The organism is Streptomyces sp. NPDC002676 (assembly GCF_053592455.1).
The window spans coordinates 319988-335395 of the sequence record NZ_JBSFVT010000007.1 but is presented as its reverse complement, the minus strand read 5'-3'; the positions used below and the strand labels follow the sequence as shown (position 1 = coordinate 335395).

12 protein-coding genes are annotated in these 15408 nt (G+C 71.5%); all 12 read right to left on the bottom strand.

Features of this window, described 5'->3' with window-relative positions:
- Positions 1–508 precede the first annotated feature (508 nt).
- The 12 genes from ACWD3E_RS22285 to ACWD3E_RS22230 all read right to left on the bottom strand — a co-directional run bounded on the left by ACWD3E_RS22285 (position 509) and on the right by ACWD3E_RS22230 (position 15406).
- The gene (locus tag ACWD3E_RS22285) at positions 509–2662 is read right to left on the bottom strand and encodes a primosomal protein N' (protein WP_451389270.1); all 2154 of its coding nucleotides are present in this window, start codon (positions 2660–2662) and stop codon (positions 509–511) included.
- Positions 2663–2783: 121 nt separating this feature from the next.
- The gene (gene metK / locus ACWD3E_RS22280) at positions 2784–3992 is read right to left on the bottom strand and encodes a methionine adenosyltransferase (protein ID WP_451389269.1); all 1209 of its coding nucleotides are present in this window, start codon (positions 3990–3992) and stop codon (positions 2784–2786) included.
- Positions 3993–4254: 262 nt separating this feature from the next.
- Positions 4255–5457 (bottom strand): bifunctional phosphopantothenoylcysteine decarboxylase/phosphopantothenate--cysteine ligase CoaBC, encoded by a 1203-nt coding sequence (coaBC, locus tag ACWD3E_RS22275; RefSeq protein WP_451389268.1) that lies wholly within the window; start codon positions 5455–5457, stop codon positions 4255–4257.
- Between the two features lie 101 nt (positions 5458–5558).
- On the bottom strand, positions 5559–5831 hold the full coding sequence (gene rpoZ / locus ACWD3E_RS22270; RefSeq protein ID WP_005319902.1) for a DNA-directed RNA polymerase subunit omega: 273 nt from the start codon (positions 5829–5831) through the stop codon (positions 5559–5561).
- Between the two features lie 38 nt (positions 5832–5869).
- Complete coding sequence (gmk, locus tag ACWD3E_RS22265) at positions 5870–6427, bottom strand: guanylate kinase (RefSeq protein WP_451389267.1); 558 nt, start codon at positions 6425–6427, stop codon at positions 5870–5872.
- Between the two features lie 60 nt (positions 6428–6487).
- A complete protein-coding gene (locus ACWD3E_RS22260; protein ID WP_451349414.1) occupies positions 6488–6811 on the bottom strand; it encodes an integration host factor in 324 nt (107 codons plus the stop codon).
- Positions 6812–7066: 255 nt separating this feature from the next.
- Positions 7067–7912: an orotidine-5'-phosphate decarboxylase gene (gene pyrF, locus ACWD3E_RS22255; protein ID WP_451389266.1), complete on the bottom strand. Its 846-nt coding sequence runs from the start codon at positions 7910–7912 to the stop codon at positions 7067–7069.
- The gene (locus ACWD3E_RS22250; RefSeq protein WP_451389265.1) at positions 7909–9015 is read right to left on the bottom strand and encodes a quinone-dependent dihydroorotate dehydrogenase; all 1107 of its coding nucleotides are present in this window, start codon (positions 9013–9015) and stop codon (positions 7909–7911) included. Before ACWD3E_RS22250 ends, pyrF begins: the two co-directional genes overlap by 4 nt.
- Positions 9016–9080: 65 nt before the next feature.
- Positions 9081–12389 (bottom strand): carbamoyl-phosphate synthase large subunit, encoded by a 3309-nt coding sequence (gene carB, locus ACWD3E_RS22245; RefSeq protein WP_451389264.1) that lies wholly within the window; start codon positions 12387–12389, stop codon positions 9081–9083.
- The gene (gene carA, locus ACWD3E_RS22240; RefSeq protein WP_451389263.1) at positions 12382–13539 is read right to left on the bottom strand and encodes a glutamine-hydrolyzing carbamoyl-phosphate synthase small subunit; all 1158 of its coding nucleotides are present in this window, start codon (positions 13537–13539) and stop codon (positions 12382–12384) included. The genes carB and carA overlap by 8 nt, the downstream gene beginning before the upstream one ends.
- Complete coding sequence (locus ACWD3E_RS22235) at positions 13536–14123, bottom strand: PH-like domain-containing protein (RefSeq protein ID WP_451389262.1); 588 nt, start codon at positions 14121–14123, stop codon at positions 13536–13538. Before ACWD3E_RS22235 ends, carA begins: the two co-directional genes overlap by 4 nt.
- On the bottom strand, positions 14120–15406 hold the full coding sequence (locus ACWD3E_RS22230) for a dihydroorotase (protein WP_451389261.1): 1287 nt from the start codon (positions 15404–15406) through the stop codon (positions 14120–14122). The genes ACWD3E_RS22235 and ACWD3E_RS22230 overlap by 4 nt, the downstream gene beginning before the upstream one ends.
- Between the last annotated feature and the right edge of the window lie 2 nt (positions 15407–15408).

The following is a 15408-nucleotide window of genomic DNA, read 5'->3' as shown; positions in this document are numbered from 1 at the left end:
CGGCGAACCCAGACACGTCGGCTCCCCGCCGAGCCGACGCCGTGCAGTCCGCAGGCACCGCCACCCGATGCACCGCCGCCCCGAGGCTCACCCCACGCGTCCACGCCACGCCCAGGCCACGCAGCCCCAGTTCGGCCCGACGCCGCACCCCTCGCCTCCGCCAGGCAGTCAGGACGCCAGGCAGCCTCGCAGTCCCCGACCGACCGAGCCAGCAGCCCTCGGGGCCACGCCCCCGCGATCAAGGACCCCCCTCAGCCCCGAAACCGCACGCCCCGGCAGCCCCTCACCCCCACACATCCCCGCCACACCCAGGCCACACAGCCCCAAAACGGCCCGACACCGCACCCCTCGCCGCCGCCAGGAGGCCAGGAGGCCAGGCAGCCAGGCGGCCAGGCAGCCTCGCAGTCCTCAGGCCGAGCGAGCCGGCGGCCCCGCCAACCCGAAGCCACGCGCCCCACGCCCTGACGGCCCCGCAGCCCGCAGCCCGCAGGGCATCGCTCCCGCGGGGTCACCCGATATCCGGCGGGTCGATGCGCACCCGCACCCGTGCCGCCTCCCCGCTCCCCCGTGCCATCCGGGCTGCCATCGCGTTCTTCAGGGCGGCGGCCAGTGTCGCCCCGCTGCCCGGTGGCACGCGGACGAGGGCGCGTTCCCAGTGTTCTCCGGGCGGCGGGGCACCGGGGCGGCGTGGCCGGCCGGGGAGGGTGGGCGGTAGCGGAACCGGTCCCAACACCTCCGCGTCCGGCGGCAGTTCGGTCGCGCTCAGGAACTCGGCCACGGCCTCCGTCGTACCGGACACGGCCGCCATCCGCGACACCGGCGGGAAGCCCAGTTCGGCCCGCTCGGCCAGCTCGCGGACCGCGTGCCCGACGGGGTCCCAGCGCACCAGGGCCTGCACGGGACGCAGGGTCGGCTCGGCGACGACGACCACGGTCCCCCGCTCACCCTGCGGCCGTACGAGGGCCCCGGCCGCGATCCAGCGGCGCAGCGCGTCCTCCCCGGCCCGCAGGTCGGGGCGGCCGAGCATGGCCCAGCCGTCCAGCAGCAGGGCCGCCGCGTAGCCGCCCTCGGCGACCGGCTCGGCGCCCGGTGTGCTCACGACCAGCGCGGGCGTGCCCGGCACCGTGTCCAGTACGTGCTCCCGTCCGGAAGTCCGCACCGGTACGGCGGGAAAGGCCCGCCCCAGTTCCTCGGCGGTCCGGCGGGCACCCACGACCTGGGCCCGGAGCCGGAAGCCGCCGCACTCGGGGCAGTGCCAGGCGCCCTCCTCGCGCCCGCACCAGTCGCAGCGCAGCACGCCCGCGTCCTGGCCCTGGAGCGGCCCGGAGCAGTGGCTGCAGCGGGCGGCGGCGCGGCACTGGGCACAGGCCAGGCGCGGCACATAGCCGCGCCGGGGCACCTGCACCAGGACGGGCCCGTGCCGCAGCCCTTCCCGGACGACCTGCCAGGCGACGGTGGGCAGCCTGGCGGCGCGGGCGGCCTCGTCTCGCGCGAGGTCGTCGTCGCCGACGGTCCGGACGAGGGGCGCGGTCCGTCGCGTCTGTTCCCGCCCGGCGACCAGGGGCCGCGCCCAGCCGCTCTCCACGAGCTGCGCGGCCTCCACCGTGCAGCTGAAGCCGCCCAGCAGGAAGGCACATTTGTCCAGCGCGGCACGCAGCAGCAGGACGTCCCGGGCGTGCGGCTGCGGGGCGTGCGGCTCGCTGTGGCTGTCGTCGCCGTCGTCCCAGATGGCGACGAGTCCCAGGTCCCGCACAGGGGCGAACATGGCCGCCCGGGTCCCTACGACGGCCCGTACGGCCCCCCGCCGCACGGCGAGCCACTGCTCGTACCGCTTCTCGGGTCCGGCGTCGGCGGTGAGCAGCGCGTGGCGGCCCTCGCCGAGCACGGCGGTCAGCGCGGCATCGACGCGCGCGGCGGCACGCCCGTCCGGTACGACGACGAGCGCACCGCGTCCCGAGGCGAGCGTGGCGGCGACGGCACGGGCCAGCTCCTCGCTCCACAGCGGCCCCGGCAGGGCGTTCCACACCGCCCTCGGGGCTCCCCCGGAGGCCAGCGACTCGACGAAGGCTCCCCCGTGCTCGTAGCGCGCCCAGGACCCGGCGTCGGGCGCGGCGGGCGCCGGCAGAGGCTCGGGCGACGGCCGTCGCTCGGCTCGCGCGCTGCGGGGCGGCACGGCCAGCTGCAGCACATCGGCGAGGCTCCCGGCGTACCGGTCGGCGACGGCCCGCGCGAGCCCCAGCAGTTCCTCGCCCAGCACGGGCTCGGGCGACACGACCTGGGCGAGCGCGGCCAGCGGTCCGGAGTACTCGGACTCGGCCAGGCGCTCGACGAGGAACCCGTCGATGAGGCCCCCGCCCTCCCGGCGCCCTTCCCGCACCCGGTGCCGCCCGGCCCCGAACCGCACCCGCACCCGCACCCCGGGCTGCGCGTCGGCGTCCAGCTCCTCGGGTACGGCGTAGTCGAAATACCGGTCGAGATGCAGGACACCCTTGTCGACCAGCACGCGCGCGACGGGCAGCTCCTTGGCCAGCGCCGCCCCCCGCCACGTCCGCGGCTTGGCCCGCGGCACCTTGGCCCCGCGCACACTCTCCCGAATGAGCGCAAGCTGCTCCGGCGGGACTCCTTCGCCCCCGCCGCCCCCCGGCCCGTTCTCGCTGCTCACGCTTGCATTCTTACCAAACACCACTGACAAACGACCCTGGGAGCGGCGCCCGGGCACACGAGACGCCGAGGCCCGGCCCCCCGAAGGGAAGCCGGGCCTCGGTGAGAGATCCGTGTGGGGCCTACAGGCCCACGGCCTTGCGCAGGGCGTCCACGCGCTCCGTGCGCTCCCAGGTGAAGTCCGGCAGCTCACGGCCGAAGTGGCCGTACGCGGCGGTCTGGGAGTAGATCGGGCGCAGCAGGTCGAGGTCGCGGATGATCGCGGCCGGACGCAGGTCGAAGACCTCGTCGATGGCCTTCTCGATCTTCTCGGTCTCGACCTTGTTGGTGCCGAAGGTCTCGACGAACAGGCCGACCGGCTCGGCCTTGCCGATGGCGTAGGCGACCTGGACCTCGCAGCGGGCGGCCAGGCCGGCCGCGACGACGTTCTTGGCGACCCAGCGCATCGCGTAGGCGGCCGAGCGGTCCACCTTGGACGGGTCCTTGCCGGAGAAGGCGCCGCCACCGTGGCGGGCCATGCCGCCGTAGGTGTCGATGATGATCTTGCGGCCGGTGAGGCCGGCGTCACCCATCGGGCCGCCGATCTCGAAGCGGCCGGTCGGGTTGACCAGCAGGCGGTAGCCCTCGGTGTCCAGCTTGATGCCCTCGTCGAGGAGCGCCTTCAGCTCCGGCTCCACGACGAACTCGCGGATGTCGGGGGCCAGGAGGGACTCCAGGTCGATGTCCGAGGCGTGCTGGGAGGACACGACCACGGTGTCGAGGCGGACGGCCTTGTCGCCGTCGTACTCGATGGTGACCTGCGTCTTGCCGTCCGGACGCAGGTAGGGGATGGTGCCGTTCTTGCGGACCTCGGACAGGCGCGCCGACAGGCGGTGCGCCAGGAAGATCGGGAGCGGCATGAGCGTCGGGGTCTCGTCCGTCGCGTAGCCGAACATCAGGCCCTGGTCGCCCGCGCCCTGCCGGTCCAGCTCGTCTTCGTCGCCCTCGACGCGGGACTCGTACGCCGTGTCGACACCCTGCGCGATGTCCGGGGACTGCGCGCCGATGGACACCGAGACGCCGCAGGAGGCGCCGTCGAAGCCCTTCTTCGAGGAGTCGTAGCCGATCTCCAGGATCTTGTTGCGGACCAGGGTGGCGATGTCTGCGTAGGCCTTGGTCGTGACCTCGCCGGCCACGTGCACCAGGCCGGTGGTGATCAGCGTCTCCACGGCGACCCGGGAAGTCGGGTCCTCACGCAGAAGCGCGTCGAGAATCGTGTCGCTGATCTGGTCAGCGATCTTGTCGGGGTGACCTTCGGTCACGGACTCCGAGGTGAACAGGCGACGGGACACAACGCTCCCTGGGGTTGCAGCGGCTGCTGGCTGATCATTGACGGACGACACGGGGGGCTGCGCCCGGCGTCGTCCGGGAACAGTTTATCGGTCGCACACGGCCGCCGGCCCACGTGTCTCGCCTCTTGGGAGCGCTGTGACCTGCGGCACGGGCATTCTGCACAATCGCGAGGGGCCTTGGCCAGAGCTACTACGCGACATTGCCTGGCGCAAAAGAGAGGCCGAATGGCCGGGAAAACGCGACCCGGACGGCTGGACCGCGTCAGCCCAGGCGGGCGACGACGAGGTCCCAGACGATGTCGGCAAGCGCTTCCTTCGGGCCGTGCGGCACGGGCGTGTCGCTGCCGTCGGCGCCGAGCACGACCGCCTCGTTCTCCTCGGCACCGAAGGTCTTGCGCTCGCCCACCTCGTTGACCACGAGCAGGTCGCAGCCCTTGCGGGCGAGCTTGGCCCGGCCGTTGGCGAGGACGTCGTCGGTCTCGGCGGCGAAGCCGACGACGACCTGCCCGGGGCGGGCGCGCTCGGCCGAGATCTCCGCGAGGACGTCCGGATTCCGTATCAGCACGATCGGGGCGGGATCCTCGCCGTCCTTCTTCTTGATCTTCCCGGTCGCGTACGTCTCCGGGCGGAAATCGGCCACGGCCGCGGCCATGACGACGGCGTCGGCGTCCGCCGCGGCCTTGAGGACGGCCTCGCGGAGCTGGACGGCGGTGCCGACCGGGACGACGTCCACGCCGGCCGGGTCGGGCAGCGTGGTGTTGGCCGCGATCAGCGTCACCCGGGCACCGCGGGCCGCGGCCGTGCGGGCGAGGGCGTAGCCCTGCTTGCCGGAGGAGCGGTTGCCGAGGAAGCGGACCGGATCGAGGGGCTCGCGGGTGCCGCCCGCGGAGACGACGACGTGGCGGCCGGCGAGGTCGGGCGTGGTGACGCCGCGGGCCAGCACGCGGCGGCAGACCTCGAAGATCTCCGCCGGGTCGGGGAGCCGGCCCTTGCCGGTGTCGACGCCGGTGAGACGGCCGACCGCGGGCTCGATGACGACCGCGCCGCGCCGGCGCAGGGTGGCCACGTTCTCCTGGGTGGCCGGGTGCTCCCACATCTCCGTGTGCATCGCAGGCGCGAAGACGACCGGGCAGCGGGCCGTGAGGAGGGTGTTGGTCAGCAGGTCGTCCGCGAGGCCGTGCGCCGCCTTGGCGAGCATGTCGGCGGTCGCCGGGGCGACCACGACCAGGTCCGCGTGCTGCCCGATGCGGACGTGCGGGACCTCGTGGACGTCGTCCCAGACCTCGCTGGAGACCGGGTTGCCGGACAGCGCGGACCAGGTGGCGGCGCCGACGAAGTGCAGGGCGGAGGCGGTGGGCACCACGCGCACGTCGTGGCCCGACTCCGTGAACCTTCTCAGCAGCTCACAGGCCTTGTACGCGGCGATGCCGCCACTGACCCCCAGAACGACCCTCGGCTTGTCCACCGTCTCTCCCCGGACTCGAAAACCTGGCACACCCATGAGACACCACAGGCCCGGCAACCTGCTGCCGGGCCTGTGGATAAGTCAACCGCGATCCGAAAGTACTACTGCGCGGGGCCCTCGATGGCCTCGGACGTCAGCAGACCCGCGTTGATCTCGCGCAGGGCGATCGAGAGCGGCTTCTCGTGGACGTGGGTGTCGACGAGCGGACCGACGTACTCAAGGAGGCCCTCGCCGAGCTGCGAGTAGTACGCGTTGATCTGGCGGGCCCGCTTGGCCGCGTAGATCACGAGGCTGTACTTGGAGTCGGTGGCCTCAAGCAACTCGTCGATCGGCGGGTTGATGATGCCCTCGGGCGCGGTGATGGAAGAGGACACGCTCTACCTTCCGAAAGAGGGGAAAAGATCAGACACAATCACACAACGTCCATCAAGGCTAGCAGCTCGCGAGCCACGCCCTCGACGGAGGTGTTGACCAAGGTCACGTCGAACTCCGGCTCGGCCGCCAGCTCGGTCCTGGCCGCCTCCAGGCGACGCTCGATGACCTCGGGCGGCTCGGTGCCCCGGCCGGTGAGCCTGCGCACCAGCTCGTCCCAGGAGGGAGGAGCCAGGAACACCAGCTGGGCGTCGGCCATGGACTCACGGACCTGCCGGGCGCCCTGGAGGTCGATCTCCAGCAGGACGGGCTCGCCGTTCTCCAGCCGCTCCAGCACGGCCGCGCGGGGCGTCCCGTAACGGTTGCCGGCGAACTCCGCCCACTCCAGCAGCTCACCGTTGGCGATCAGCTTGTCCATCTCCTCGTCGGTGACGAAGAAGTAGTGGATCCCGTTCCGTTCGCCGGGGCGGGGCTTGCGGGTGGTGGCCGACACCGAGAGCCAGACCTCGGGGTGTTCCTTGCGCATATGGGCGACGACCGTGCTCTTGCCGACCCCCGAAGGGCCGGAGAGCACGGTCAGCCGCGGACGTTCACTCATGCAGCGATTATTCCAGCAATCCCGGAGTGCCCGGGACTCCAGGTCCGGCGGGACCCGGACTCAGGAGCTGGCGCCGCCGAACTCACGCTCCAGGGAAGCGATCTGGTTGGAACCGAGACCGCGCACACGGCGGCTCTCGGAGATGCCCAGACGCTCCATGATCTGCTTGGCGCGGACCTTGCCCACGCCCGGCAGGGACTCCAGCAGGGCGGAGACCTTCATCTTGCCGATGACGTCGTTCTCCTGGCCCTGCTTGATGACCTCGTGCAGGGAGGCGCCGGAGTGCTTGAGTCGATTCTTGACCTCGGCCCGCTCCCGGCGAGCCGCGGCGGCCTTTTCGAGCGCGGCTGCGCGCTGTTCAGGGGTAAGGGGCGGAAGAGCCACGCCTACGTCACCTCGGATGTCGAACTGTCGGATACGGACCGGTGAGGAACCTAGTCGCCCCACACCTGGTGAGCCACGAGCAACACGCTTCGCCCGTTCTCTGCTCGGAGACTAGCGGGCAAGTGCGCCAGAGTCAGCGAGAACAGCGGAAAAGTCCTGGTCAGCCTCCGTCAGGCCGGACATTTCAGACATACTGCCCTCGATTTGAGAATGTATTCACCCTCAAGTCACTCCCGCAGGTCGCCCCGCGCGGACTCAGGCCGCGCCGACGGCGGTCCGGATCTCCTCGGCGAAGCGCTCGGTGGCCGCGCGCAGCGCCCCGACCTCGGGACCGTGACGCAGCACACCCCGGCTGACGTTCGGAACGACGTTGCGCACCGCCGACCCGAAGACCTTGGGCAGATCGGCCGCCGTCGCCCCCTGCGCCCCGACGCCGGGAGCGAGGAGCGGACCGTTGATGCCGAGGTCGTACGACGACAGGTCGCCGACCGTGGCGCCCACGACCGCCCCGAAGGAGCCCAGCGGCTCCTCCCCCGCGTTCTCGACGGCCAGGTGGGCCAGCATGGTCGCGCCCACGTTCCGGCCGTCCGCGCGGACGGCGTGCTGGACCTCGGGACCCTCCGGGTTCGAGGTCAGGGCCAGCACGAACAGCCCCGCACCGCTCTCCCGGGCCAGCGCGACGGCCGGGCTGAGCGAGCCGTAGCCGAGGTAGGGCGAGACGGTGAGGGCGTCGGAGAAGAGCGGGGCGCCCGGGCGCAGGAAGGCCTCGGCGTAGCCGGCCATGGTCGAGCCGATGTCGCCGCGCTTGGCGTCCATCACGACCAGCGTGCCGGCCTCGCGCGCCTCCTGGACCGCCTTCTCCAGGACGGCGACGCCGCGCGAGCCGAACCGCTCGAAGAAGGCCATCTGCGGCTTCATGACGGCGACCCGGTCGGCCACCGCCTCGACGACCGTGCGGCTGAACCGCTCCAGACCGGCCACGTCGTCGTTCAGGCCCCACTCGGCGAGCAGGGAGGCGTGCGGGTCGATGCCGACGCACAGCGGGCCGCGCTCGTCCATGGCGCGGCGCAGCCGGGCGCCGAAAGGCTCCAGGGCGCTCATGCGGTCTTCCTCACGTCGGCGCCGACCGCGTCGGCGAGGGTGGCGTACGGGCTGGTGCGCAGACGCGCGGCGAGGCCCTTGTGGATCGCGCGGGACCAGAAGGGGCCCTCGTAGATGAAGGCGCTGTAGCCCTGCACCAGCGTGGCACCGGCCAGGATGCGCTGCCAGGCGTCCTCGGCGGTCTCGATGCCGCCGACGCCCACCAGGGTGATCCGGTCGCCCACGCGCGCGTACAGGCGGCGCAACACCTCCAGGGAGCGCTCCTTGAGCGGGGCGCCGGAGAGACCGCCGGTCTCCTGCACCAGCGAAGGTCCGGATTTCAAACCGAGGCCCTCGCGCGCGATGGTGGTGTTGGTGGCGATGATGCCGTCCAGGCCCAGCTCCACCGCCAGGTCGGCGACGGCGTCGATGTCCTCGTCGGCGAGGTCCGGGGCGATCTTCACCAGGAGCGGGACGCGGCGGTTCAGGACCGTACGGTCGGCGGCGTCGCGGACGCCGCTCAGCAGCGGGCGCAGGGCCTCGGTGGCCTGGAGGTTGCGCAGGCCGGGCGTGTTCGGCGAGGAGACGTTGACGACCATGTAGTCGGCGTACGGCGCGAGCCGCTCGGCGGACTTCACGTAGTCGAGGACGGCCTCGGCCTCCGGAACGACCTTGGTCTTGCCGATGTTGACGCCGACGACCGTCTTGAAGACGGGCTCGCGGGTGGCCAGACGCGCGGCGACCGCGAGCGAGCCCTCGTTGTTGAAGCCCATGCGGTTGATCAGGGCCCGGTCCGCGACCAGCCGGAACAGCCGCTTCTTGGGGTTGCCGGGCTGTGCCTCACCGGTGACCGTGCCGATCTCGACGTGGTCGAAGCCCAGCATCGACATCCCGTCGATCGCGACGGCGTTCTTGTCGAAGCCTGCGGCGAGCCCGAAGGGACCGTGCATGCGCAGCCCGAAGGCCTCCGTACGCAGCTCCTTGTAGCGGGGCGCGAGCACGGCGGCGACGAACGTGCGCAGCACGGGGATGCGGACGGCCAGGCGGATCCAGCGGAAGGCCAGGTAGTGGGCCTGCTCAGGGTCCATCCGTTTGAAAACCAGGCGGAAGAACAGCTTGTACATCTCGAAAGTCCTCAGGGGTCCTCATGACGAGGGGGACACCGTTTCCGGTGTCCCCCTCAGGGCTGCTAGTCGCGGGCCGATGTCAGGTGTTCCGCGTGTTCCTGGAGCGAACGGACGCCCACGTCACCGTGGTTGAGGGCGTCGATGCCCTGGACCGCCGCGGCGAGCGCCTGGACGGTCGTCAGGCACGGCACCGAGCGCGCCACGGCCGCCGTACGGATGTCGTAGCCGTCGAGGCGGCCACCGGTGCCGTACGGGGTGTTGACGATGAGGTCGACCTCGCCGTCGTGGATGAGCTGGACGATGGTCCGCTCGCCGTTCGGGCCGGGGCCCTCGGACTGCTTGCGCACGACGGCGGCGTTGATGCCGTTCCGCTTGAGGACCTCGGCCGTGCCGGAGGTGGCGAGCAGCTCGAAACCGTGGGCGACCAGCTCGCGCGCCGGGAAGATCATCGAGCGCTTGTCCCGGTTGGCGACCGAGATGAACGCGCGGCCCTTCGTCGGCAGCGGGCCGTAGGCGCCCGCCTGCGACTTGGCGTACGCCGTGCCGAAGACGGAGTCGATGCCCATGACCTCGCCGGTGGAGCGCATCTCCGGGCCGAGGACGGTGTCGACGCCGCGGCCGTGGATGTCGCGGAAGCGGGTCCACGGCATGACGGCCTCCTTGACGGAGATCGGCGCGTCCAGCGGCAGTTCGCCGCCGTCGCCGTTCGCCGGGAGCAGGCCCTCCGCGCGCAACTGGGCGATGGTGGCGCCCAGGGAGATGCGGGCGGCGGCCTTGGCCAGCGGCACCGCGGTCGCCTTGGAGGTGAAGGGGACCGTACGGGAGGCGCGCGGGTTGGCCTCCAGGACGTAGAGGATGTCGCCCGCCATCGCGAACTGGATGTTGATCAGGCCGCGCACCCCGACACCGCGCGCGATGGCCTCGGTGGAGGCACGCAGGCGCTTGATGTCGAAGCCGCCGAGGGTGATCGGGGGCAGGGCGCACGCCGAGTCGCCGGAGTGGATGCCGGCCTCCTCGATGTGCTCCATGACGCCGCCGAGGTACAGCTCCTCGCCGTCGTAGAGCGCGTCGACGTCGATCTCGATGGCGTCGTCCAGGAAGCGGTCGACGAGGACCGGCCGGGAGGGGCTGATCTCGGTCGACTCGGCGATGTAGGAGGCGAGGCGGGTCTCGTCGTAGACGATCTCCATGCCGCGTCCGCCGAGGACGTAGGACGGCCGGACGAGGACCGGGTAGCCGATCTCGTCGGCGATGGCCTTGGCGCCCTCGAAGGTGGTGGCGGTGCCGTGCTTGGGCGCGGGCAGACCGGCCTCCGCGAGCACGCGGCCGAAGGCGCCGCGGTCCTCGGCGGCGTGGATCGCCTCCGGCGAGGTGCCGACGACCGGCACGCCGTTGTCCTTCAGGGCCTGCGCGAGGCCCAGCGGGGTCTGGCCGCCCAGCTGGACGATGACGCCCGCGATCGGGCCGGCGAGGGACTCCGCGTGGACGATCTCCAGCACGTCTTCCAGCGTCAGCGGCTCGAAGTACAGGCGGTCGGAGGTGTCGTAGTCCGTGGAGACGGTCTCCGGGTTGCAGTTGACCATCACGGTCTCGTACCCGGCGTCGGACAGCGCGAAGGAGGCGTGGACACAGGAGTAGTCGAACTCGATGCCCTGGCCGATGCGGTTCGGGCCGGAGCCCAGGATGATCACCGCGGGCTTCTCGCGGGGCGCGACCTCGGTCTCCTCGTCGTAGGAGGAGTAGAAGTACGGCGTCTTCGCGGCGAACTCGGCGGCGCAGGTGTCGACCGTCTTGTAGACCGGGCGGATGCCGAGGGCGTGCCGGACCTCGCGGACGACGTCCTCGCGCAGGCCGCGGATCTCGGCGAGCTGGTGGTCGGAGAAGCCGTGCCGCTTGGCCTCGGCGAGCAGCTCCGCGGTCAGCTCGGGCGCCTCGGCCAGCTCGTCCGCGACCTCCTTGATCAGGAAGAGCTGGTCGACGAACCACGGGTCGATCTTGGTGGCCTCGAAGACCTCCTCGGGCGTGGCGCCCGCGCGGATGGCCTGCATGACCGTGTTGATGCGGCCGTCGGTGGGCCGTACGGCCTCGCCCAGCAGCGTGTCCTTGTCGCCGGGGTCGCCGACGAAGGTGAACTGGCTGCCCTTCTTCTCCAGCGAGCGCAGCGCCTTCTGGAAGGCCTCGGTGAAGTTCCGGCCGATGGCCATGGCCTCGCCGACCGACTTCATGGTGGTGGTCAGCGTGGAGTCGGCCTGCGGGAACTTCTCGAAGGCGAAGCGCGGGGCCTTGACGACCACGTAGTCGAGCGTGGGCTCGAAGGAGGCCGGGGTCTCCTGGGTGATGTCGTTCGGGATCTCGTCCAGCGTGTAGCCGACGGCGAGCTTGGCGGCGATCTTGGCGATCGGGAAGCCGGTCGCCTTGGAGGCGAGCGCCGAGGACCGCGACACGCGCGGGTTCATCTCGATGACGATGACGCGGCCGTCGACCGGGTTCACCGCGAACTGGATGTTGCAGCCGCCGGTGTCGACGCCGACCTCGCGGATGACGGCGATGCCGATGTCGCGCAGGATCTGGTACTCGCGGTCGGTCAGCGTCATCGAGGGCGCGACGGTGATCGAGTCGCCCGTGTGCACGCCCATGGGGTCGAAGTTCTCGATGGAGCAGACGACCACGACGTTGTCGTGCTTGTCGCGCATCAGCTCCAGCTCGTACTCCTTCCAGCCGAGGATGGACTCCTCCAGGAGCACCTCGGTGGTCGGGGAGAGCGTGAGGCCCTGCCCGGCGATACGGCGCAGCTCGTCCTCGTCGTGGGCGAAGCCGGAGCCGGCGCCGCCCATGGTGAAGGAGGGGCGGACGACGACGGGGTAGCCGCCGAGGGTCTCGACGCCCTTGAGGACGTCGTCCATGGAGTGGCAGATCACCGAGCGGGCGGACTCGCCGTGGCCGATCTTGGCGTTGACGGCCTCGACCACGGCCTTGAACAGTTCCCGGTCCTCGCCCTTGTGGATCGCCTCGGGCTTGGCGCCGATCAGCTCGACGCCGTACTTCTCCAGCGTGCCGTTGTCGTGCAGCGAGATGGCGGTGTTGAGCGCCGTCTGGCCGCCCAGGGTGGGCAGCAGGGCGTCGGGGCGCTCCTTGGCGATGATCTTCTCGACGAACTCGGGGGTGATCGGCTCGACGTAGGTGGCGTCGGCGATCTCCGGGTCCGTCATGATCGTCGCCGGGTTGGAGTTGACGAGGACGACGCGCAGGCCCTCGGCCTTGAGCACGCGGCACGCCTGGGTGCCGGAGTAGTCGAACTCGGCGGCCTGGCCGATGACGATCGGGCCGGAGCCGATGACCAGGACGGACTGGATATCGGTGCGCTTAGGCACGCTGGCCCTCCATCAGGGAAACGAAGCGGTCGAACAGGTAGGCGGCGTCGTGGGGGCCCGCTGCCGCTTCGGGGTGGTACTGGACGGAGAAGGCCGGCTGGTCGAGCAGCTGCAGCCCCTCCACGACGTCGTCGTTCAGACAGACGTGCGAGACCTCGGCGCGGCCGAACTTCGTCTCGCTGACCTTGTCGAGCGGCGCGTCCACGGCGAAGCCGTGGTTGTGCGCGGTGACCTCGACCTTGCCGGTCGTACGGTCCTGGACCGGCTGGTTGATGCCGCGGTGGCCGTACTTCAGCTTGTAGGTGCCGAAGCCGAGGGCGCGGCCGAGGATCTGGTTGCCGAAGCAGATGCCGAAGAGCGGCGTCCTGCGCTCCAGGACGGCGGTCATGAGTGCGACCGGGCCGTCGGCCGTGGCGGGGTCGCCGGGGCCGTTGGAGAAGAACACGCCGTCCGGGTTGACGGCATAGATGTCCTGCGCGGTCGCCGTCGCGGGCAGGACGTGCACCTCTATGCCGCGCTCGGCCATGCGGTGCGGGGTCATGCCCTTGATGCCGAGGTCGACGGCGGCGACGGTGAAGCGCTTCTCGCCGATCGCGGGGACGACGTACGCCTCCTTGGTCGCGACCTCCTCGTACAGGCTCAGGCCCTTCATGCGGGGCTGGGCCTGCACGCGCTCCAGCAGCTCGGCCTCGGGGGCGATCGCCTCGCCGGAGAAGATGCCGGCGCGCATGGAGCCGCGCTCGCGCAGATGGCGGGTGAGGGCGCGGGTGTCGATGCCGGAGATGCCGACGACGCCCTGCCGCTCCAGCTCGTCGTCCAGGGAGCGCTTGGCGCGCCAGTTGGACGGCACGCGCGCGGGGTCGCGCACGACGTAGCCGGAGACCCAGATGCGGCTCGACTCGTCGTCCTCGTCGTTCCAGCCGGTGTTGCCGATCTGCGGCGCGGTCGCGACGACGATCTGACGGTCGTACGACGGGTCGGTCAGGGTCTCCTGGTAGCCGGTCATGCCGGTGGAGAACACGGCCTCGCCGAAGGTCTCCCCCACGGCCCCGTAGGCACGGCCGCGGAAGCTGCGGCCGTCCTCCAGGACGAGTACGGCGGGAAGCGCCTTGTTCCTCTGAGAGGAGCTTCCCCTGGTGGAGGTCGTCATCGTGCGCCTTCCGTGTCGTTGATCATGTCGTTCAGGGTGTCGACCCAGGCGGTGTGCTCCGCCGCGCGGTCGGAGCGGAAACCGGAGTCGATCAGCTTGTCGCCGTGTGCCCAGGTGACCACCAGCAGGCCGCCCTCGGTCAGCACCTTGCCGGCGATGCCCTTGTCCAGCCGGGCCTCGCGCAGCTGTGCGGCCGGGACGAAGAAGTCGGTCGCCCCGGGGCGTTCGACGTTCAGACCGGCCTCCGTGAGGGTCAGCTCGGCACGGCTGCGGGTGCCGAGGCCGTGGGCCACGATGCGGTCCAGCCACTGACCGGCGGTGGTGGAGCCGTGGTAGCGGCCACTCATGGTCAGTTTCGCCTCGCCCGGCTCGTCCGGCGCGTCGGGCAGCTGGGGCAGGTCGCCCTGGAGCGTGCCGCGCCACTTCCAGCCCTCGCGCATCAGCCAGTAGACGAGCGCGACGAACAGGGCGAGTCCGACCAGCCAGCCGATGCGGGCGCCCCAGTGGGTCACCGCGGCCGACTTCTTCTCGGCCTCCGCCAGTTCCGTGGCGATTCCGGCTGCCAGCACAGTTGCAGATGTCACGTGAGCTTCCCGTCGACGAGGGTGGCCTTCCCCCGCAGCCAAGTGTGGGTCACACGGCCCGGCAGCTCGCGTCCCTCGTAGGGGGTGTTTCGGCTGCGCGAGGCGAAGCCCGCGGGGTCCACTGAGCCACGGTATGCCGTGTCGACGAGCGTGAGGTTGGCGGGCTCGCCCACGGCGACGGGGCGGCCGTGCCCGGTGGCCTGTCCGATCCGCGCGGGCTTGAAGGACATGCGGTCGGCGACGCCGGCCCAGTCCAGCAGGCCCGTGTCGACCATGGTCTCCTGGACCACCGACAGCGCGGTCTCCAGGCCGACCATGCCCATGGCTGCGGCGGCCCACTCGCAGTCCTTGTCCTCGTGCGGGTGCGGGGCGTGGTCGGTGGCGACGATGTCGATCGTGCCGTCGGCGAGCGCCTCGCGCAGGGCCATCACGTCGCGCTCGGTGCGCAGCGGCGGGTTGACCTTGTAGACGGGGTTGTAGGTGCGCACCAGTTCGTCGGTGAGCAGCAGGTGGTGAGGGGTGACCTCGGCGGTGACCTGGATGCCGCGGGACTTGGCCCAGCGGACGATCTCCACGGAGCCGGCGGTCGACAGATGGCAGATGTGGACGCGCGAGCCGACGTGGTCGGCGAGCAGCACGTCCCGCGCGATGACCGACTCCTCGGCGACGGCCGGCCAGCCGCCCAGGCCCAGCTCGGCGGAGACGACGCCCTCGTTCATCTGGGCGCCCTCGGTCAGCCGCGGCTCCTGCGCGTGCTGGGCGACGACGCCGCCGAAGGCCTTCACGTACTCCAGGGCGCGGCGCATGATCACGGCGTCGTCGACGCACTTGCCGTCGTCGGAGAAGACGGTGACGCCGGCGGCGGACTCGTGCATGGCGCCCAGCTCGGCGAGCTTGCGGCCTTCCAGGCCGACGGTGACGGCGCCGATGGGCTGCACGTCGCAGTAGCCGTGCTCGCGGCCGAGCCGCCAGACCTGCTCGACCACGCCGGCGGTGTCGGCGACCGGGAAGGTGTTGGCCATGGCGAAGACGGCCGTGTAGCCGCCGGACGCGGCGGCGCGGGTGCCGGTGAGGACGGTCTCGGAGTCCTCGCGGCCGGGCTCGCGCAGGTGGGTGTGCAGGTCGACCAGGCCCGGCAGGAGGACCTTGCCCGCCGCCTCGACGACCTCGGCGCCCTCGGCGCCGAGTCCGGTGCCCACCTCGGCGATCGTCTCGCCGTCGATCAGGACGTCCTGCGGCTCGCCGCCGAGCACCTTCGCACCACGGATCAGGATCTTGCTCATGG